We start from the raw sequence: 19,762 nt of genomic DNA on the forward strand, positions 1-19,762 counted from the left end.
GCCGACGCCGACCTCGCGGGGCGGATCGACTGGTCGATGGTCAGCGTCGACTCGACGTCCTGCCGGGCCCATCAGCACGCGGCCGGCGCCCGCAAAGCCCGGCCACGGATCCCGAAAAAAGAACGACGCCCCGGCACCATCGCCCCGACGAGGGACTCGGACGGTCCCGGGCCGGCCTGACCTGCAAGATCCACCTCGCCGGTGAGGGCGGCTGCCGCCCCATGGCCCTCGTGGTCACACCGGGCCAATGGGGCGACGCCCCGCAGTTCGTGGAGGTCCTGGACCGGATCCGGGTCCCCCGGCCACTGGGCGGACGGTCCCGGACACGACCCGACCATGTCAGCGGCGACAAGGCCTACAGCTCCCGTCGAAACCGCTCCTACCTGCGTCGGCGTCGAATCCGGCACACGATTTCGGAACCGAAGGACCAGCGGGCAAACCGCCGACGCAGAGGCAGCCGGGGTGGCAGGCCCACCGGCTTCGACCGTGAGCGCTACCGACGGCGCAACGAGGTCGAGCGGACCATCAACCGGCTGAAGAACTCCCGCGCGGTCGCAACCCGCTACGACAAGCGGGCCTACGTCTTCCACGGCACCGTCACCGCAGCAGCGGTCCGGCTCTGGCTCCGCCAGTGATCCGCCGGACAGTGCCTAGGCCGCCGGTGTCTGGCCTCCACCGGCGTCTCGGCCAGAGTCGGGTCGTCCCAGGGCAGCGTGACTGGCACCGGCGCGAACTGCTCCATCTGTGGCGGTCATGGTCAATCGGATAGTTCCGGCGCATCGGCCGTTCACGGGGATCTCTCGACGACATCTCGCTTTTCTGGACGAGGAGTTGGCTGCACCATGGCAGGCCGGGAACACGATGAAGGCCACCACGACCGCCGACTGGCGGGGCCGCACGTTGTGGACCGATGCTCTGCGGCCCGGACGTATGCACGACGCCACGGCAGCCCGCAACGAAGGCATCGGCGTCTGCTTCCAGCACTTCCCCAACGTTGAGGTTCCCCTCGACGACGGCTACCTCGATCTGAGCCCCGACCACCACGGCCACCGCTCAGTCCTGAACAGCGGTCCTCCAACGGACCAGCACGCCTCACCCACTGTCACGCACCAACTCGTAACTCGCTTGTCCCGTAGGAGTGTCGGCCCCGCGCCTGCGGGGGTGCTGCCGTCGGTGGTGGGGGCGTGGTTCAGGTGATGGGGGTGGTCAGGGTGCCGATGCCGTTGATGGTTACCTCGACCACGTCGCCGGCTCTCAGGTACCAGCGGGGGGTGCGGGCCCGGCCCACGCCGCCGGGGGTGCCGGTGAGGATGAGGTCCCCGGGGCGGAGGGGCAGCATGGTGGAGACGTACGCGATCAGTTGAGCGGGGGTGAAGAGGAGATCGTCGAGCGCGTGTTCCTGGACTGTCGTGCCGTTGACCGTGGTGCGCAGTGTCGCGGTGGCGGGGTCGAAGGCGTCGGGCGTGGTGAGGACCGGGCCTACCGGGGTGGAGCGGGCCCAGATCTTGCCCTGGAGCCATTCCGTGGTGCGGTACTGCCAGCCGCGCATCGAGATGTCGTTGGCGACGGTGTACCCGGCGATGCAGTCGGCGGCCTCGCGCTCGTCCACCCGGTACGCGGTGCAGCCGACGACGACCGCGAGTTCGCCCTCCCAGTCCATCTCCGGGTCCTCCGGGACGGTGGCCACGGGGTCGGCCGGGCCGGTCAGGCTGTCGGCGAACTTCGCGAAGAGGGTGGGATGGGAGGGGAGGGCCCGGCCCATCTCCTCGATGTGGCTCGTGTAGTTGAGGCCGGTGCACAGCACCTTCGACGGGTTCGGTACGACTATGTCCAGCTCGGCCCCCGCGGCCGGGATGCGCCGCCCGTCGGCGTCGGCCGCGAGCCGGTGCCAGTTCTCGTCGCGCAGCAGGGCGCCGATGTCGGCGTAACCGGGGATCTCGGTGAACGCGTCGCCGTCCAGGCGGGCCGCGACCGTTCCGTCGGCGGTGCGTACGGTTGCCAGTTTCATGATCTTCTCCTCCTTTTCTTCCGCGGGGCGCGTTCAGGCGCCGGCGGCGGTGTGTCCGGGGACGACCAGGTCGAAGAATCCCCAGTGCGCACCGGCGGGCAGGGTGCCGGACAGCATGCGTCCGCACTTCTGCGTCACGATGTGCGAGGAGCCCCGGTGCTGGCTGCCTGCGTGACTGTCACGGAAGAAGCGCTGGAGCACGCCGTCCCGCATGACCCGTGCTCCGGCGAACCGGTGCACGAGCTGGCTGATCTCCACCGCGGTCCGGCCGGAGAGGCTGCACGCGAGACGCGACATCGTCTCCTGCTCGTCGCTGAGGCGCGTCCCGGTCGAGAGCGTCGACTCGTTCTCGCGCCATGTCTCGCGGAGCAGCGCCATCGTGCCGCGGACGTGGGAGAAGTGGCGGGCGAACTCGCCGAAGAACTCGTCGCTGGTGACCGGGGACTCCTGTGCCGGGTCCTTGCTGAGAGTCAGTTCGCGCAGCTCGTCGAGCATGCGACGGCCGACCCCCTGCGACCAGGCGGCCTGGTGCAGTCCGGCGCAGAGGGCGGGGCTCAGCCGGTTCGCGGGGCGGCCGCGGCGGACGTGGTCCGGGCCGATGCCGTACACGTACGCGTCCTCGACCCGTACGTCCTCGGCCCGGTAGTCCAGGCTCGCGGTCGCGCGCAGCCCCAGCATGTTCCAGTTGTCGCTGATCCGTACGGCGGACCGGGGGACGAGGCAGACCACCCGTTCGCCGGTTCCCTCGACCGTGGCGCCGAGGTTGAGGTGCGTGGCCATGGAGGCGCCGGGGGCGAACTGCCATACACCGTCGACCCGGTAGCCGCCCGCGACGCGCACGGCCCGGCCGGTGAACGACGCGGACTGCCCGGCCACCAGCGGGTCCGCGCCGTCGGCGAAGAGTTCGGCCACGGCCTCGTCGCCCAGGTGGGCGGCGGCCGTCGCGGTTTCGCTCGTCAGGGCACGGACGAGCCAGCCCAGCGAGGCGTCCGCGTGGGACAGCTTTTCCATGACGTCCAGGACCTGGAGCGGGGAGGCGTCCAGGCCGCCGAGCTCGGTGGGCACGGTCAGCCTGAGGATTCCGCTGTCGCGCAGGGCGTCCTGGACCGCGGGGGTCGGGCGGCGCAGCCGCTCGCTGTCGGGGGCCTCGTTCAGCAGGAGGGGGCGGATGGCGTCCAGCCGCGCGAGGAGGTCGGCGAAGTCGGAGGGGGCGGGGGTGGTGGACCGGGTCATGGTCAGCTCCTGTCCGAACGGGTGCCGTTGGCGGTGCCGTCCTCGGTTTCCTGGGCCAGTGCGCTCCACTGGCCGCGGTAGAAGAGCAGGGGCCGGGCGTCGTCCTGCTGGCCGTAGGCGGTCACGCGGCCGAGCACCAGGACATGGTCCCCGCCGTCGTAGCCGGCCCAGGGTGTGCACTGGAAGTAGGCGGGTGAGCCGCCGACGCGCGGAGCCGGACCGTCCGTGATCCAGTCGATGGGCCGGTCCTGGGGCTTGCCCGCGAAGTGGAGCGCGGTGTCGAGCTGGTTGTCCCCGAGGACGTTGACCGCGAAGGGGCGTTCCAGCAGGTGGGTGAGGGCGCGCGAGGTGCGCTGCATGGACACCAGCACCAGTGGCGGGTCCAGGGACACCGAGGTGAAGGAGTTCACGGTCACGCCGTAGTGGTCGTTGCCCGACCGGTAGGTGAGGACGACGACGCCGGTGGCGAAGTTGCCCAGGGTGTTGCGGAGTTGGCGCGGATCGGGGAGGGGAGGGTACGTGGCGTCCGACGCGGGAGGGGTGGTGTCGGCGGCCTTCTCGTAGATCTCTGCGTCCCACATGATGTCGGTCATGGGCGAACCTTCTGGATGAGTCGTGGCGTCCCGCCCGCGGGGTGCGGAGGAGCCGGGGAGGGGGGCGGAGGAGTCGGGGTGGGGGCGGTCGGCGGCCGCGGAGGGGTGTGGGACGCGGCCGCCGACCGAGGGAGAGGAGGGATCAGAGGGCTTCTTCGACGGCGTCCTCGGTCGCGGCGAAGGTGGTGCCGGTGCCCTCGGGCAGCCGGGCCCGGAGCAGCGGGTACAGGAGGAGCGCCGTGACGAACGACACCAGGAAGCCGAGGGCGAAGACATCGGTGGCCATCAGGACGATGCCGACGCAGGCGGACACGATCAGCGTGATGACTCCGGCCCAGTTCCACTTCTCCACCCGGTGGGTGCGGCTGTCGTACCGTGCCTTGCGCACCAGGTAGTAGTCGGCGATCATCACGCCGCACATACCGAGGGTCATGGCGCCGAGGTAGGCGAGGTAGGTGGAGAACTTCTCCAGGATTCCGGCGCCGATCATCACCAGGGCGATGACGTTTCCGACGACCACCATCGCCGCTCTGCCGGGTTTCCTGTCAGTGAGGGCGTTGACCAGGTTGACCAGTGAGAGCGAGCCGGAGTAGGCGTTGATGGCCTGTGCCTTGGCCTGCGCCGCGTAGATGGTGACGAAGCCCATCCAGGCGGCGAAGATGACGAAGAAGGCGCCGGTGTTCTGCATGACGAGGTCGCTGCCGGCCGCACCCGCCGCTTCCACGGTCAGGTTCTTGTCGTGCTTCATGAGGTACGTGACGACATCGGGCATGCCGCCGATGACGACGAGCGACCCCAGGACGGTCATCAGGACGTTCTGGGTGATCGGACCGGCCGCGGCCAGGACCGTGACGTCGCGGCGCGTACGGCAGTAGCGGGCGAAGTCCGTGGTGACGAGGGCGATGGTTCCGGCCGTCGCGCCCATGAGCGATATCGCGGCCTCGAACTTCGGCCACAGGCCCCCGGGGACGACGCCCGCGTAGCGGAACACATCCATCGGGTCGGCGCCCTCGATCACGTAGATGTGAATGATCATGTAGATCGTGACGAGGAGCGTGACCGCCGTCAGGACCCCGGACGCGCGCAGGGCGAGCTTGAGCCCGAAGACGGCGAGCGCGATCCACAGCAGGGACATGAGGCCGTAGAGCAGGATGCGCGTCGTCCAGGAATCGGACAGGTCGAACATCAGCAGGGTGCCCTGGTAGAGCAGGGCCGACTCCATGGCGAGGAAGCCGAGGATCATGAACGCGAAGATCGCCGAGCCGATCGACGATCCCCGCAGACCGAACCCGAAGAACCGGGAGGTGAGGGTGCTGGACATGCCGGTCTCGAAGGCCATCCGCCCGAGTGCCTTGCCGAGGAAGACCCCGAGGGCCGCGACGAGGGCACCGACGATCAGTCCCACGGTGAAACCGGCGAGGACGACGGTGAAGCCCGCGATGGCGAAGACGACGAGCGCGGTGGCGACGCTGACCGGGCTGAGAGCGAGCTGGTAGCCGCTCCGGCGCTCGGCCGCCGGGACGCTGGCCAGGGCATGGTCCTCAGCCGCGGTGGCCAGCGTCGAGTCGGTGGATCTCGGCAGATTCGTTGATGATGACGACACAGTTCCTACCCATCGGAGGAGAAGGGGCGCCCGCGGCGCGTTCCGCGGGGGAACGCGCCGGGTGTCGCCGTATTCGGTCAGTCCGTGCTGCAGCCCGCGATGGCGATGGCCTCGATCTCGACGAGGATTTCCGGCTTGGCCAGGGCGGCGACCTGGACCAGCGAGCAGGCGGGGAAGTCGCCGGTGAAGAATTCCTCGCGGGCCTTCCACACCTGGGCGTTGTCACTCATGTGCGTGACGAAGATGGTCATTTTGACGACGTCGTCCATGGCGCCGCCGGCGGCCTCGACCATGTCCTTGATCTTCTGGAAGACGACCCTGGACTGTTCGTAGGCGGTGTCGCCGAGGAGGGTCTCGCCGTCCTTGCCGCGCGCGGTCATGCCGGAGACGAGGATCAGGTCGTCGACGCGGAGACAGTTCGACCAGGTCCGGTCCGCCGGTTCACGGACGGCGTCGGAGAAGAAACGTTCCTTCTTCATGGTTGCGGTGGTCCTCACAGGTCGATTCGGCTGTCCCAGGCGGAGGTTCCGCCCCAGTTCACGCAGACGCTCTGGCGGCGCATGAATCCCTGCCAGGCGGTGGAACCCGCCGTACGGCCGCCGCCGGTCTCCTTCTCGCCACCGAACGCGGCGCCGACATCGGCACCCGTGGTGCCCATGTTCACGCGCACGATGCCGCAGTCGCTGCCACGGGCGGACAGGAAGGTCTCGATGTGGTTCAGGTCGGTGCTGTGCATGCCCGAGGCCAGCCCCTGGGCCACACCGTTGTGGATCTCGATGGCCTCGTCGAGCTCGTCGTAGACCAGCACGGAGACGATCGGGACGAAGGTCTCGGACTGGGCGATCTCGAAGTGCGGCTCCACACCGGTGACGATCGCGGGCTCCACGTACAGGCCCGGACGGTCCATCACCTTGCCGCCGTACACCACGGTGGCTCCGTCGAGCTCGGCGCGGGCGAGGACGTCGCGGTAGTCCTCCACCGCCTGCGCGTCGATCAGCGGGCCGACGACGGTGTCCGGGTCCCTCGGGTCCCCGATGGTGATCTGGTCGAAGGACTTCTTCATCAGCTCGACGAGCCGGTCGGCGATGCTCCGGTGCGCGATGACCCGGCGGGTGCTGGTGCAGCGCTGGCCGGTGGTGCCGACCACGCCGAACGTCAGCGCCTTGGCGGCGAGTTCGAGGTCGGCGGTCTCGTCGACGATGCAGCCGTTGTTGCCCGAGCACTCCAGCTGGTACCGGCGCCCGAGCGTCGACCCGACGATCTCCGCGACCTTGCGTCCGACGCCGGTGGAGCCGGTGAAGGAGACCATCGCGACCCGGGTGTCGGCGATCAGCCGCTCGGCGACGGCATTGTCGGCCGGGATGAACAGCGAGAAGACGCCCTCGCACCCCATCTCCGCCGCCGCCTGGTTGACCAGCTTCTGCACCGCGATCGCGGTGAGCGGCACCTTGGGGCTCGGCTTCCAGACCACGGTGTTGCCCGCGATCGCGGAGAGGAACCCGTTCTGCGCCCAGACGGCGGCCGGGAAGTTGTACGCGCTGATCAGCCCGATCACGCCCAGCGGCAGCCACTGGTCGTACATGCGGTGCTCGGCGCGCTGCGACTGCTGGGTGAAGCCGTACAGCATCCGCGCCTGACCTGCGGCCAGCGTGGACATGTCGACGGCCTCGCGCAGTTCACCCTTGGCCTCCATCGTCGACTTGCCGGTGTCGAGGGAGACGACGGCTGCCAGACCGTCGATGTTCTCCTCGATCAACTGACCGATGCGGCGCACGAACTCACCGCGACGCGGCGCCGGAACCATCCGCCACTTCTTCTGCGTCTCGACGGCCGCCGCCACGATGCGCTCGTAGTCCTCGGCGTCGGAGGCGGCGATCCGTCCCACGGTCGTGCCGTCGGCGGGGCAGAGCGCCTCGATGATCGGACGGTCCTCGACGGCACCCCAGCCGAGGGAGTCCGTGTAGGTGCCGGAATGCACGTGGTCCAGGCCGAACGCGGCCAGTACCTTCTCGGTGTCGAACAGGGCCCCGGCCCTACCCGTTGTGCGCTGCGTGTGGTCGGTCTCGGTCATCGTCACTTCTCCTCACTCCCCGCCGATGGGGCGGTTCCGGCGAACTCCTGGCTGCACTGGGGCACATCAGTCCTTCGCAAGGAAGTCCCCGATCGTCTCGTCGGTGTGGTACTCGGGCTTCTCGTAGTAGTGCGGGCCGTCGTAGATCTCGACCAGCACGCTGCGCTCGTGGGCGAGGGTCGGGCCGTGGGGGTGGTCCTTCGGATTCATGTAGAACGAACCGGGGCGCAGCCGCAGGCCGGAGTCGGTGTACTCGTAGTCGCCTTCGAGGCAGTACATGAACTGGTTGGAGGCGTGCGTGTGCTTGGTCGGGATCGTGCCGCCCTTCTCGTACTCCAGGAGGGCGATGCTGGCGCCGGTCTCGGGGTTCTTGAAGAGGAAGTACTGGCGGAACCCGTAGTCGGGGTAGTCGATCCAGTTCGCGTCGTCGAGATCGGCGGCGTGGATCAGGACCTCGAGGGACTTCAGGTCCGTGGGGTCGATGTTCACTGTTTCACTCCCAACCCGGGCGGCCCGATGCCGCCCATGTGTCGTATTCCTGGCGGCTCTCCGGCGTGCTGGGGAACAGCCCGAACAGGGACCGCCCGCGCCGGATCTCCAGCGCCGCGAACTCCTCGTACGCGGCGGCGTCCGCGGCCTGCGCCGCCACCTCCGCGGCCAGACGGCGCGGGATCACGGCGACCCCGTCCTCGTCGCCCAGCACCACGTCGCCGGGGTAGACCGCCACGCCGCCGCAGCCGATAGGCTCGTCCAGCGCGACCGGGTGCAGGGCGATGGGGGTCGCGGCGGGGGCGTTGCCCCGGTGGAAGCAGGGCAGCCCGGTCCCGGCGATGGACCCGGAGTCCCGGTATCCGCCGTCCGTGACCACACCGGACACCCCGCGCCGGACGAGCCGCGCGGCCATCATGTCGCCCATGGACGCCCCACCCCTGGAACCGAACGCGTCGATCACGAGCACCGCCCCGGACGGGCACTCCTCGATCGCGCGTCGGTGCAGGTTCTCGCTGCTCGCGTAGGTGGCGAGGGTGTCCAGGTCCTCGCGGGCCGGGATGAACCGCAGGGTGCTGGCCGGTCCCACCATCGGGGCCGCGCCCCTGGTCAGGGGGTGGACTCCGGCCATCAGGACGTTGCGCAGGCCGTGCCGGAGCAGCATGTTGGCGACGGTGGACGAGCCGGCCCGCGCCAGCTGCTCGCGGACGGTGGAGGAGAGCGGTTCGTGCACGGTGGACGGACGCGGTTCGTGCACCGTCGACGCCGGTACGGGTTCGGCGCGCCGCGCGCGCTTCTCGCCGCTCACTGGAAGAACTCCAGCGGCGGGCGGTTCCCCCACTGCGTGGTGTCGCTGGCGGTGCCGTTGAACTTTCCGGGCCGGTGGCTGCCGTCCACGGTGTCGCCGTCGGTGTAGTGCTCGATACGGAAGCCGAACGGGTCCTTCCAGTAGTCGAAGATCTGGCTGCCGAGCAGATGGCGGCCGACTCCGACGTCCAGGCCGTAGCCCTGCTGGAGGAGGTAGTCGTGCGAGGACATCACGGCGTCCATGTCGGTGACCTCGAACGCGCTGTGGTGCACGCCCACCCAGTCCGACTGGAGCACGAGCATGAAGTGGTGGTCCACCAGCCGCTCGCCCAGGTCGAGCCGGACGAAGGTGCCGACGACGGGGCCGTCCTGACCGGGCGGCAGGAAGTAGTCGGAGGGCAGGAAGTTGAAGCGTTCGTTCAGCCAGGCCATGGACGCGTCGTGGTCCTTCACATGGAGCACGAAGTGGCCGAGCCGGGCGATGGTGCAGGGTGCGACGGGCTGGCGGACGAAGGAGTTCACCCGGTTCTTGTCCCGGATGTTGTTCATGACGAACGGTTCCCGGTCCGCGATCGGCTCCGCCTTGTCGCGGTTCCAGATCGCCCGGATCTCGATGCCGTCCGGCATGGTCATCGAGACCACCTGGCCGCCCCCGGGCTCCGTCGACTCGGTGATCGCGGAAGACCCCGGCTCGGCGGCGAGTTCGACCAGGTCCTGGTAGCCGGCGACCTCGATCGCGGCGCCGATGAAGCGCTGCTTGGCGGCCTTGCGGGTGACGTGGATGTGGTGCTGGGTTCCGGTTCCCCGCATGTACAGCGTCCGGTCGTCACTGCCCTCGGCCCTGGTCATGCCGAACGCGGTGAGGAACTTCTCCATCACCTCGAGATCGGGTGCCTCGTAGGTGACGTGGGCAGCATCGATTGCCGTGGCCACGGGTCCTCCTGTGGTGGGTGGGAGCGCGGTGACGCGCGCTCGGTTCATCGCCAATGGGCCGTGCGGTGCCGGGCCGTGCCCGGACCGGGCGGTGCGGTGGTGTTTCGTGCCGGGACCGGGCGATGCGGTGGCACCGGCCGAGCCGGGGCCGTGCCGGGTCGCGTCGGGCGGAGCCGTGAGGCACCCGGTCTCCGGTCTCGGGCACCGGCCTCCGGGCTCGGCCGTCCGGTCTCCGGCCGGACGGCCGGAGACCGGGCGGCGGGGGCGGCGGTGTGACGGCCCGCACGACCCATCGGCGGGCTCCCCCGACCGGGAGCCCGCGGGGTGGTCAGCGCTTCCTGAGGATGCTGACGTCGTCCGGTCCGACGAGGTCCGGGACGGTCCAGCCGTCCAGGTCGTACTCGTCCATGGCGCTCTGCGCGAAGTTCTTGCAGTAGTCGAGGAGGCCACTGCCGCGTGCGCCGAAGAGATTGGTCTGCCGGGTCACGTCGTTGCTGCCGATGTAGTTGATCTCGTACAGCTCGTGGCGGGCGCCGAACTCGGTGCCGATGGAGTCCCACAGCATCTTCATGACCTTGACGCGCTCCTCCGCGTCGATGCCGCCGGTGCCCCGTACATAGGTGTCCAGGTAGCCGCGGATCTCCGGGGTCTTGAAGTCGTCGGCATGCGAGTTGAGGTAGATCAGCCCACTGGCCACGACCTGCTCGATGATGTTCTTGACCTTCGGCATGGCCAGCTGGTTCATCACCCGGTACGCACCGGCGAAGTGCGGGTCGGGCTGGATCATGCCGCCCCTCCACGGCACCGCGCTCTTCGCCATCGCGTCGGACAGCGCCCAGAACGTGTTGCGCCAGGCGATGACCTCGCCGAGCTGCGACATGACGCCGTGGAACTGGCCGGCCCCGGTGACGTCCAGGGCACGGGACAACATGCCGACCAGGAAGTCCATCTTGACGGCGAAGCGGGTACAGCCGTGCAGGGAGGCGCGCTCCAGGTATCCGGAGTGGATGTTGTACTTGTTCGCCTGTTCCAGGTCGTTGTAGATGAACGCGTTCTCCCAGGGGATGAACACGTCGTCGAGGACCAGGATGGCGTCGTTCTCGTCCAGCCGGCTGGAGAGCGGGTAGTCGAACGGGCTGCCCAGAACGGCGGCCCGGTACTCGTTGGACGTGCGGCACAGCAGCTTCACGCCGGGGGAGTTCGTCGGCATGATGAACACCGGGGAGAAGGCCGGGTCCTGCACGGCGACCTGGCCGACGTGGCCGACGAAGGTGTAGTGGGTCAGGGCCGAGCCCGTGGCCACCACCTTGGCGCCGGTGACGTAGAAGCCCGCGTCGGTCTCCCGGGTGACCCGGACGAACACGTCCTTGCCTGCGTCGGCACCGAGACCGCGGTCCACCGGCGGGTTCATGATCGCGTGGTTGATGTACCAGGTCCTCTGCTGGGCCTTGTGGTACCAGTTACGCGCGTTGTCCTCGAAGCCGCGGTAGAACTCCGCGTTGGCGCCCAGGGTGCCGAGGAAGCAGCCCTTGTAGTCGGGCGAGCGCCCCATCCAGCCCCAGGCGATCTTCTGCCACTCGGCGATCGCGTCGCGCGAGGCCACCTGCTCCTCGACGGTCCTGGGCGCCTGGTAGAAGCGGTGGGTGAAACCGCCGTCCTCGGTGGGCGCGGTGAGGATGTCCTTGCGCGCCGGGTCGTGCAGCGCGTCGTACATGCGGGCGATCATGCGGGCCGAGTTGCGGAACGCGGGGTGCTCGGCGACGTTCTCGACACGCTCACCGTAGATCCAGACCTCGCGCCCGTCGTTCAGGCTCTCCAGATACTCGGCACCGGTAAAGGGGATGCTTTCACGGCCGGTGCGGCCGGAAGGCGACTGATTTGCATTTTCCGTGTTCATGGAACGAAAACCCCATCTTCTCCCCGACGGAAATGGATCACGCCGGATTCAGGTCATGCGTGATCAGCTGCCCGCGAAGAGGGATTTGAATTGCCGATCCGAAGTTGCCTGCGGCGTCGAATTGCCGGAAGGCTTCCACGGGGGTGGGTCCCGGGCAATGGTTCCCAGGATGTGCGAGGGGCGCGAGGAAGGCGGCGGACGAGGCCGCAGCCGCTGGGCGAACGGCTGGCAAACAGCCTCTGAACAGGTACTTCTCGCGCCTTCGAGCGGAGTGCGGGCCGACCGGGCCACACCTGGAGTGATGTACGTCACAGTGAATTCATCTCGTTGTGCGAGATGTGGCCCCACTTTTTTCCGCGCGTTCCATATGCGGCGCAAGGGAGGGGGCCATAGTTTTTTGTATGGCGGCCTTCGGAGGGAATGTCGCGCCGCCCCGGCTCATGACTTGAGCGCACGCCGGTGCTCGGCGACGACCCGGGTCGCCTCCAGCCAGTGCCGCATCAGCGGGCTGATCTCGGCGTCCCGCCGCCACAGCAGCGTGGCCTGCATCGGAGTGAGCCAGTGCGGGGGATCGAGGAGGGCCACCGCATCCGTCCTGCCCGCGATCCGCTGGGTCACGGGGGCCACGCCGAGCCCGGCGGCCACGAACGCGACGGCGGTCTGCGGGGTGGAGACCTCCAGCACCTCGAAGGTCTCATCGCCCACAAGTGCGTTCTCGACGACCTCGGGCATGCCCACGAACGCGGGAATGCGGTAGGGGATGATCCAACGCCCCCACCCCTTTCCGCCGGGGTGGTCCTCGCGTGCGCGAGACCGGGGAACGGCGAGTTTGATATCGATGCCCAGGACGGGGTAAGAGTCGCAGAAATCGGTGACGAAGCCGGCGAACTGGCTGGGACCGAAGGGGATGCACCCCATATCCAGTCGGCCGTCCCGAATTCCCTGCACGATGAGGTCCGGGGTGACATCGGTCAGGCTGACGCGGGCCCCTGGGGCCTGGTCGAGGAACTCGGCCAGCACATCGGCGACGATCTCGTTGATGACCATGGGCTCCACGCCGATGCGCAGATCCCCGACCGCGCCCTCGCCCATCAGCTTCAGCGTCTCCACGGCACGGTCCCGGTCGGCCACCAGACGTTCGCCCTTGGACAGCAGGTAGAGCCCGGCCTGGGTCGGATGGACCCCCTTCGCCGTACGTTCGAGGAGGCGTACGCCGAGCTCTCCCTCCAGCTTCGCGATGGCATGACTCACCGGTGGCTGCGTCATGTTCATGTTCTTGGCGGCCTGCGAAACCGAACCGGCCTCCACGACGGCCCTGAAATACTGGATCTGACGAAAATCCATACCCTCTGACCTTCGACCTTTCACGGCCCCCGAAACTCTCCGGCAAGCAGAGATTAACCCCGCCCTTCCGCGTGGGTCCTCGGGTGACCGGGCGGAGGGCGGACGGCGGAGTCTGTCGCCGCCCTCCGCCCGACCAGCGGCTGCGGCATGCGGAGCAGCGGGGCGATGAGGTCCCCCCTCCCGCGATGCGCCGTGATGCGCCGTGGGCACGTCAGTCCCGGGCAGGTGATCCGTGGCGGCGGTGGCGCGATGCGCTTCGACCGTGCGGGGCGGCGGTGCCGTGCCCCTGTGCGCGCGTGCGGTACGGCCGTGACCCGCGAGCGAGTACCGCGATTGAGCGGGGTGGGGATCTTGTCGTCCGCACACAGCTTGTCCAAGAGGGTGCGTTGCGACGCGCGTGTGTGGAGGGGGCGGGGAACGCGGCGCAGTCGTCGATGACGGCGACCACGTGGCACGCGCAGAAGACCTGTACCGGGGGGGCGGGCGTTCGATCGAGGCGATGAAGGCGTGGCACACGGAGTTCTACGGCGCCGCCGCCGTCTGCATTGGGGAGGTAAGAACCGTGGCTGTGCCCAGCCCAACCTGACCAAGGCGTCGGCGCCGGGGACGGAGGCCGGCAGCCAAGCCATCTGGACACGGAGCCGTACAGCATCACTGACAAGACGCGTGATGACGCCGTCGTTGGATGGTCGAAGCCAGTGCCGGAGTATTCGTCGGCAACCCCAGCCGCCGCCGTATCCGTGATCGTCTCCGGTAACTCCTGGCCACCCGTATCGGCGACGGCCCGGCCATCCTCATCGAACCCGCTGCCAACGAACAGGGGTGAGCCGTCCGCACCGCAGGCCGCGACCGTTGGCAGCCAGCGGTGCGGACGGCCTGATCCTCTCGGCCCGCCCCAAGAAACAACTCAATGAAAACAGCCACCCCGCCCGATAAAACCCCAGCTCAAGAAGTGTCGACCCCGCGCCTGCAGGGATGCTCCGCGTCTGGTCCTCGAAGAGACGTGGCAGATCCTGTCGACCTCGCGCCTGCGGGGACGTGCGGCGTACACAAGTGTCCGGAGTGGCAAACGGAGTCCGTCTGCCGGTAGCGATGCGCCTCAGTACCCGCGTTCGGCCGCTGGGCTTTCGCTTCGGTTCCGGCATACGTTGCCGGGTGGGCGACGTCGACGTCCTCCAGTTCGTCGCGGCGGCCGGGAACGCGTCGAGCGGTCCGATCCGAGAGGTCTGCCGTTGCCGGGCCGGAATCTCACCCGCTCACCCGGCTCCGCCCGTAGCACCGGCTACGAACCGCGACCGGCTGCCCCTCCCCGGATGCGGGGAGGACTCGGACTCAAGCGCCGCGACTCCTCTCAGTAGACGAAGAGGCTCTTGCGCGCCAGCTGTTCGGCCTCCATCGCCGCGATCGCGTCACGGCAGGCAGTGGCGAACTTCCAGAAGTCCGCGTTGGTGGTGGCCGCACGGTTGCCCGCGCCGGAGAAGTTGTCGAAGAGGCTCTGACGGAGTTCGGTGGTGATCTCCAGCTGACCGCCACCCTCGCCCGTCAGGGTGCGGTTGCAGATGTTCTCCGGCAGGTCGCCGTTGATGTTGTCCGGACCACCGGTGAGCACCTGGAAGCCCGCGCCCTTCAGCTTCGCGGCCAGCAGTTGGCGGAAGCGGGCGTTGAGACCGCCGACCACGACCGCCTCGGGCTGACCCGTGGGCGTACCGGCCTGAGCGGCAGTGCAGCCGTGCAGGCTGAGGACGTTGGCGCTGCCGGCGGCCATGGAGCGCGCGACCGTGTCGTCGCAGTGTGACGCGGTGACGTGCAGCTCACCGTTGTTGGAGGAGCGCAGGCCCTCGAGCATCCAGTAGTCGTACACCGGGGCGCCCGCCGTGACGGGGGCGAGGGTGTCGGGCCGGTAACCCGCTATGCCCAGGCAGAGTTCGGAGGTGCCCATCTCGATTCCGCCGCCGTGGATGGCCAGCACGCTGCTCAGACGGGGCAGAGGGGTGGCGGTCTTGTCGTTGTCGACGACCTCGTGCCGCTTGTACCGGCGGGCGAAGTCCTGGCCCTCGATGGCCTTCGTGTACAGCTCCGAGTTCGAGGCGTAGAGGTCACCACCGGCTGCGGCGGCCGGAGTCGTGGCGAGGCCGGTCAGGAGCGGGCCACCCGCGGCTGCGGCCACGAAAGAGGCGAGGACGGTCCTGCGGCTGGCATGAGACGGGGACATCGTTGATCCTTGAGTGCTGCGCGGGGCGATCCGCGGATGCGTGCGGCGCCGGGTTCCCGGCACGGAGGCAGGAAGGGCTGTCCCTTTCACGCGATGGCGCGAGCGAAATGTCGGCCCCCCCCTTCCGATGGCCGGAATTGTATCGGCTGATTCAAGGTGGCGGAATGCGGACGAAGGGCCCTCGGTGCTCCTTCCGCGCTGGTCAGGTGTGCCCACACACAACGTGCGTCGGACAGGTCGCGGGGGGTACGGCTCGCTTCCGCCCGCATCGCCGCCGCCGCGGCAACCCCGAGCCCGATGACGAGCACGCTGACCTCGGATGCCGGGAACCCATCACCTCTTGGGGAGGTCGTGGGAGGGGCGGACGGGAGGTCACATCGATCCAGGCCGGGCCCGGTCGCCCCGATCCGGGTCTCGCCGGTACACCCCTGCTCAAGTAATCGTGTTCGGGATGCATTTCCAGCTCTGCGGATGCGGCGTCGGTGAGTGCTCAGGAAGCGGTGGCTGTCATGGGGTCTTCTCGGAGAGACTTCTGGGCATGTCTGACAACTCGCTGTTCGTCGCCGGCCTCACTGGTGTGACGGCGATCGCGGCCAGTTCGCTGGCGAGCTGGCTGACCAGCAGGGGCAACGCCCGCGCTGCCCGGGTCCAGGTCGATGCGACCACTGAGGCGCAGCGCCGCGAAGGTACCCGTCAGACCCGGCGGGCTGCTTATCTGGAGCTCATTGAGCAGGCCCAAGTCGTCGCTGATGGGCTCCGGGGAGTCGACGGTCTCTCGACCACCGAGTCCGAAGCCGCCCTGGCCGCCCACCGCGACCGGCATCAGCGGTTGCGTCGGGCGGTGACACTGGTCGACCTGGAAGGCCCTTCCACGGTCCAGGTCGCGGCATCGAACTTGTTGATCATGTCGGGCACGCTCACCACCGCTCTGGCGGCCGTGGTGGAGCACGGCAACCGGGAGAACCGCCGCGAGTTCCAGGAGTCGTTGCGTGCCTACATCCGGCTGATCACGCCCTTCGTCGGCGCGTCCGCCGCCGCACTGAACGAGACGTAGACGCACCGGTGGGGACGACCCCCGCCAAGCGGCTGGGGTGCAGCGTGAGGACACCGTGTCCTCCGCCTGTGAACCTGAACCGTTCGCCACCGAAGTCGGATCAAGGCTCAGTGGGGTGTGTGCCCGGTGCGCTCTCCGCCCCGCGCATTGCCGGGACCCCGGTGGTGCAGCCCCGGTATCCGGCCCTCGTAAGCATCGCCCACACCGGCGGACGAGGCCCTATAGCACAGGGCCGCACGCGCCCCGTTCGCCACCGAAGGCCGGAGACACCGCCGCCGCACCGGCCCGAACCGATACGCCGTCAGCGCCCGTCCGCCCCGGGCACCCGCACCTCCGCCATCGGCAGGCCCTGCCCACGGGACCGGAGGCACACCCCCATCGCGGCAACAGGCCGCAGTTCTCGCACTGTTCGGGAGAGCGGGCCGGTACGGCTGGAACACGTCGATACTCGAACAAACATCACGCGGGCACGATCATCGTATCGAGTTAATGTCAGCGGCTTTCCTTGCCCCGGAGGGCAAAGCGGCTATTAGTGTTCCCCTGGATCTGGACGGGTTCCCGTCCACATACCCCCTTTTCCCTCCAGTTACCCAATGACGTCCGCATACGTGCGTGTCGCCGGCCTCAGCAAGGGGAGCTTGCCCGATGACGGTTGGATCGAGCCCGGAAGTACGGCCGGAGCTGCCCCGGCAGTCCAGTCTGGGGACGGCGGCTGCCCGCAATCTCGCCACCACGACCAAGTCCGCCCCGCAGATGCAGGAGATCACCTCCCGCTGGCTGCTGCGGATGCTCCCGTGGGTGGACGCCAAGGGCGGAACGTACCGGGTCAACCGCCGTCTGAGCTACACGGTCGGCGACGGGACCGTCGAGTTCGTCCAGGAGGGCGCCCGTGTCCGGGTGATCCCCCGCGAGCTCGGCGAACTGGCCCTGCTGCGCGGCTTCGACGACGTGGAGGCGCTGACCGCGCTCGCCGACCGGTGCGTCCAGCGCGACTTCCGGGCGGGCGAGACGCTGGTCGAGGGCGGTGCGCCCGCCGACCGGCTCCATCTTGTCGCGCACGGGCGCCTCCGTCAGACCGCCGTCGGCGCGTACGACGAAGCGGTCGTCCTGGACGTACTCGCCGACGGCGACCGGTTCGGGGAGAAGGCCCTGCTGGACGAGGACGCCCGGTGGGAGCAGACCGTCGTCGCCGAGACCTCGGGCACCCTGCTCACCCTGTCCCGCGCCGACTTCGCGGCCGTGCGGTCCATGGCGCCGAGCCTCCACGGCCACCTCGAAGCGTTCTCCGCCCGCTCCCGTCAGCGGCAGAACCACCGCGGCGAGGCGGAGATCGCGATGTCGGCCGGCCACGCGGGTGAGCACGAGCTGCCCGGCGCCTTCGTCGACTACGAGCTGAACCCGCGCGAGTACGAACTCTCGGTCGCCCAGACCGTGCTGCGGGTCCACACGAGGGTCGCCGACCTCTACAACGGGCCGATGAACCAGACCGAGGAGCAGCTCAGGCTCACCATCGAGGCGCTGCGCGAGCGCCAGGAGCACGAGCTGGTCAACAACCGGGAGTTCGGCCTGCTCCACAACGCCGACTTCAAGCAGCGCATCCAGCCCCACGCCGGTCCGCCGACCCCGGACGACCTGGACGAACTGCTCTGCCGGCGCCGGAGCTCCAAGTTCTTCCTCGCGCACCCCCGGACGATCGCGGCGATCGGGCGCGAGTTCAACGCCCGCGGAATCTACCCGGACCACCTCGACCTCGACGGTCAGCGGGTCACGGCCTGGCGCGGGGTTCCGATCCTGCCCTGCGACAAGATCCCGATCACGCCGGAGAAGACCAGCTCGATCCTCGTGATGCGCACCGGCGAGGACAAGCAGGGTGTCATCGGCCTGCGTCAGACCGGGCTGCCGGACGAGTACGAGCCGGGTCTGTCGGTCCGCTTCATGGGCGTCGACGAGAAGGCCATGACGTCCTACCTCGTCAGCGCCTACTACTCCGCCGCGATCCTCGTGCCCGACGCGGTCGGTGTGCTGGAGAACGTGCAGATCGCCCACTGGCCCAAGTAGCGGCACCGACACGGAACTTCGCGCGGAACCCCGGGTTCCCGGGGCGGTCGCGCATGCCCCGGGGCCGGGAACAGCCGTCCTCACCCACCGAAGCCAAGGAGCCACCGATGCCCGCGCCTGAGCTGCCACCGCCCCAGTCGAGCCTGCCCGAGGCCGCTTCCCAGTTCGGGGAGCGGGTACTCGCCGCCGTCATGGCCCATGCCCGTGATGTGAAGGCCGCCATCGGCCCGGCCGCCGTGCCGCCCGGTCCCGCCTCTTCCTCCGCTTCCCCGCCCGCCGCCGCGCCGTCCGTGCCCGTGGCGCCGTCCCTGCCCGTCGTACCCGCTCCGCCGGTACCGGCGGCGGAGGCTCCGCGGCCGGTCACCGGGCCGGGGCCGGCGCTGCCCGGCCCGAGCGGGCTGGGCACGGCGGGCCTGCGCCTGACCCTGCGGCAGGAGCCGCAGGCGCCCGCACCGGGTGCGGGTGCGGCCGAGGGCACCCCGGTTCCGGGCCTCTACCACCACCCGCTGCCCGAGCCCGACCCGGTGCGGGTCGAGGAGGTCAGCCGGAGGATCAAGTCCTGGGCGCTGGACGAGGTCTCGCTCTATCCCGACGACTGGGAGGAGGAGTTCGACGGCTTCTCCGTGGGCCGCTACATGGTCGGCTGCCACCCGGACGCGCCCAGCATCGACCATCTGATGCTCGCCACCCGGCTGATGGTGGCCGAGAACGCGGTGGACGACTGCTACTGCGAGGACCACGGCGGCTCCCCCGACGGTCTCGGGGAACGGCTGCTGCTCGCGCACACCGCCCTCGACCCTCTGCACACGACGGAGGAGTACCAGCCGCAGTGGGCGAGGTCGCTCCACTCGGACGCGCCCCGTCGTGCCTACCGCTCCGCCATGGAGTACTTCGTCGGGGCGGCCAGCCCCTCCCAGGCGGACCGGTTCCGGCACGACATGGCCCGGCTGCACATGGGATACCTCGCCGAAGCGGCCTGGGCCCAGATGGACCACGTACCGGAGGTGTGGGAGTACCTGGCGATGCGCCAGTTCAACAACTTCCGCCCCTGCCCGACCATCACCGACACGGTCGGCGGCTACGAACTCCCCGCCGACCTGCATGCCCACCCCGCCATGCAGAAGGTCATCGCGCTCGCGGGCAACGCGACGACCATCGTGAACGACCTGTACTCCTACACCAAGGAGCTCAACACCCCCGGTCGCCACCTGAACCTGCCGGTGGTGATCGCCGAGCGCGAGGGGCTCTCCGACCGGGCGGCCTATCTGAAGGCGATCGAGGTCCACAACGACCTGATGCACGCCTTCGAGCGCGAGGCCGCCGCTCTGACCGCCGACTGCCCCGTACCGCAGGTGCAGCGGTTCCTGCGAGGGGTGGCCGCCTGGGTCGACGGAAACCACAACTGGCACCAGTCCAACACCTACCGCTACAGCCTGCCCGATTTCTGGTAAAGAGAATGG

15 protein-coding genes and 2 pseudogenes are annotated in these 19,762 nt (G+C 69.2%); 5 read left to right on the forward strand and 12 right to left on the reverse strand.

The genetic code is table 11. The features are described 5' to 3' along the window. Positions 1 to 635, forward strand: a pseudogene (locus ACIQGQ_RS24340) (IS5 family transposase); the annotation flags it as partial. 220 nt (positions 636 to 855) lie between these two features. Beyond that, positions 856 to 1,047, forward strand: a pseudogene (locus ACIQGQ_RS24345) (IS5/IS1182 family transposase); the annotation flags it as partial. Positions 1,048 to 1,189: 142 nt separating this feature from the next. Here the strand turns inward: ACIQGQ_RS24345 and ACIQGQ_RS24350 are convergent. The 12 genes from ACIQGQ_RS24350 to ACIQGQ_RS24405 form a co-directional block, all read right to left on the reverse strand. Then, complete coding sequence (locus ACIQGQ_RS24350; RefSeq protein WP_402398819.1) at positions 1,190 to 2,008, reverse strand: fumarylacetoacetate hydrolase family protein; 819 nt, start codon at positions 2,006 to 2,008, stop codon at positions 1,190 to 1,192. Positions 2,009 to 2,041: 33 nt separating this feature from the next. Then, on the reverse strand, positions 2,042 to 3,241 hold the full coding sequence (locus ACIQGQ_RS24355) for an acyl-CoA dehydrogenase family protein (RefSeq protein ID WP_402398821.1): 1,200 nt from the start codon (positions 3,239 to 3,241) through the stop codon (positions 2,042 to 2,044). Between the two features lie 2 nt (positions 3,242 to 3,243). Next, positions 3,244 to 3,834: a flavin reductase family protein gene (locus ACIQGQ_RS24360; protein ID WP_402398823.1), complete on the reverse strand. Its 591-nt coding sequence runs from the start codon at positions 3,832 to 3,834 to the stop codon at positions 3,244 to 3,246. A gap of 142 nt (positions 3,835 to 3,976) precedes the next feature. Continuing rightward, positions 3,977 to 5,437 carry a purine-cytosine permease family protein gene (locus ACIQGQ_RS24365; protein ID WP_402398825.1) on the reverse strand — a complete coding sequence of 487 codons (1,461 nt, stop codon included), beginning with the start codon at positions 5,435 to 5,437 and terminating at the stop codon, positions 3,977 to 3,979. A gap of 77 nt (positions 5,438 to 5,514) precedes the next feature. After that, positions 5,515 to 5,916, reverse strand: a complete 402-nt coding sequence (locus ACIQGQ_RS24370) for a RidA family protein (RefSeq protein ID WP_402398827.1) — start codon at positions 5,914 to 5,916, stop codon at positions 5,515 to 5,517. Between the two features lie 14 nt (positions 5,917 to 5,930). Further along, complete coding sequence (locus tag ACIQGQ_RS24375; protein WP_402398829.1) at positions 5,931 to 7,508, reverse strand: aldehyde dehydrogenase family protein; 1,578 nt, start codon at positions 7,506 to 7,508, stop codon at positions 5,931 to 5,933. A 66-nt stretch (positions 7,509 to 7,574) separates the two neighbouring features. Continuing rightward, entirely contained in the window at positions 7,575 to 7,997 is a 423-nt protein-coding gene (locus ACIQGQ_RS24380) for a cupin domain-containing protein (RefSeq protein ID WP_402398831.1), read from the reverse strand. Between the two features lie 4 nt (positions 7,998 to 8,001). Next, positions 8,002 to 8,805 carry a dimethylmenaquinone methyltransferase gene (locus ACIQGQ_RS24385; protein WP_402398833.1) on the reverse strand — a complete coding sequence of 268 codons (804 nt, stop codon included), beginning with the start codon at positions 8,803 to 8,805 and terminating at the stop codon, positions 8,002 to 8,004. Continuing rightward, positions 8,802 to 9,737 (reverse strand): VOC family protein, encoded by a 936-nt coding sequence (locus tag ACIQGQ_RS24390; protein WP_402398835.1) that lies wholly within the window; start codon positions 9,735 to 9,737, stop codon positions 8,802 to 8,804. Before ACIQGQ_RS24390 ends, ACIQGQ_RS24385 begins: the two co-directional genes overlap by 4 nt. Positions 9,738 to 10,065: 328 nt before the next feature. Further along, positions 10,066 to 11,634 carry a 4-hydroxyphenylacetate 3-hydroxylase N-terminal domain-containing protein gene (locus ACIQGQ_RS24395; RefSeq protein WP_402398837.1) on the reverse strand — a complete coding sequence of 523 codons (1,569 nt, stop codon included), beginning with the start codon at positions 11,632 to 11,634 and terminating at the stop codon, positions 10,066 to 10,068. 438 nt (positions 11,635 to 12,072) lie between these two features. Continuing rightward, on the reverse strand, positions 12,073 to 12,978 hold the full coding sequence (locus ACIQGQ_RS24400; RefSeq protein ID WP_402398839.1) for a LysR family transcriptional regulator: 906 nt from the start codon (positions 12,976 to 12,978) through the stop codon (positions 12,073 to 12,075). 1,351 nt (positions 12,979 to 14,329) lie between these two features. After that, positions 14,330 to 15,190, reverse strand: coding sequence for a poly-gamma-glutamate hydrolase family protein (locus tag ACIQGQ_RS24405; RefSeq protein WP_383931349.1), 861 nt, complete (start codon positions 15,188 to 15,190; stop codon positions 14,330 to 14,332). A 538-nt stretch (positions 15,191 to 15,728) separates the two neighbouring features. On the opposite strand from ACIQGQ_RS24405, the gene ACIQGQ_RS24410 reads away from it, so the two are divergent. From ACIQGQ_RS24410 to ACIQGQ_RS24420, 3 genes are all read left to right on the forward strand, one after another. Continuing rightward, positions 15,729 to 16,244 carry a hypothetical protein gene (locus ACIQGQ_RS24410; RefSeq protein ID WP_402398841.1) on the forward strand — a complete coding sequence of 172 codons (516 nt, stop codon included), beginning with the start codon at positions 15,729 to 15,731 and terminating at the stop codon, positions 16,242 to 16,244. A gap of 645 nt (positions 16,245 to 16,889) precedes the next feature. Beyond that, positions 16,890 to 18,302 (forward strand): family 2B encapsulin nanocompartment shell protein, encoded by a 1,413-nt coding sequence (locus ACIQGQ_RS24415; protein ID WP_402398842.1) that lies wholly within the window; start codon positions 16,890 to 16,892, stop codon positions 18,300 to 18,302. A gap of 107 nt (positions 18,303 to 18,409) precedes the next feature. After that, complete coding sequence (locus ACIQGQ_RS24420; protein WP_402398844.1) at positions 18,410 to 19,753, forward strand: family 2 encapsulin nanocompartment cargo protein terpene cyclase; 1,344 nt, start codon at positions 18,410 to 18,412, stop codon at positions 19,751 to 19,753. Positions 19,754 to 19,762 lie beyond the last annotated feature (9 nt).

It is taken from the genome of Streptomyces sp. NPDC092952, assembly GCF_044754785.1.
Lineage (GTDB): Bacteria > Actinomycetota > Actinomycetes > Streptomycetales > Streptomycetaceae > Streptomyces.

Bases quoted from the DNA above. Each gene is read 5' to 3' on its own strand.
- ACIQGQ_RS24350 (WP_402398819.1), bottom strand. From the start codon at position 2,008: ATGAAACTGGCAACCGTACGCACCGCCGACGGAACGGTCGCGGCCCGC.
- ACIQGQ_RS24355 (WP_402398821.1), bottom strand. From the start codon at position 3,241: ATGACCCGGTCCACCACCCCCGCCCCCTCCGACTTCGCCGACCTCCTC.
- ACIQGQ_RS24360 (WP_402398823.1), bottom strand. From the start codon at position 3,834: ATGACCGACATCATGTGGGACGCAGAGATCTACGAGAAGGCCGCCGAC.
- ACIQGQ_RS24370 (WP_402398827.1), bottom strand. From the start codon at position 5,916: ATGAAGAAGGAACGTTTCTTCTCCGACGCCGTCCGTGAACCGGCGGAC.
- ACIQGQ_RS24375 (WP_402398829.1), bottom strand. From the start codon at position 7,508: ATGACCGAGACCGACCACACGCAGCGCACAACGGGTAGGGCCGGGGCC.
- ACIQGQ_RS24395 (WP_402398837.1), bottom strand. From the start codon at position 11,634: ATGAACACGGAAAATGCAAATCAGTCGCCTTCCGGCCGCACCGGCCGT.
- ACIQGQ_RS24400 (WP_402398839.1), bottom strand. From the start codon at position 12,978: ATGGATTTTCGTCAGATCCAGTATTTCAGGGCCGTCGTGGAGGCCGGT.
- ACIQGQ_RS24405 (WP_383931349.1), bottom strand. From the start codon at position 15,190: ATGTCCCCGTCTCATGCCAGCCGCAGGACCGTCCTCGCCTCTTTCGTG.
- ACIQGQ_RS24410 (WP_402398841.1), top strand. From the start codon at position 15,729: ATGTCTGACAACTCGCTGTTCGTCGCCGGCCTCACTGGTGTGACGGCG.
- ACIQGQ_RS24415 (WP_402398842.1), top strand. From the start codon at position 16,890: ATGACGGTTGGATCGAGCCCGGAAGTACGGCCGGAGCTGCCCCGGCAG.
- ACIQGQ_RS24420 (WP_402398844.1), top strand. From the start codon at position 18,410: ATGCCCGCGCCTGAGCTGCCACCGCCCCAGTCGAGCCTGCCCGAGGCC.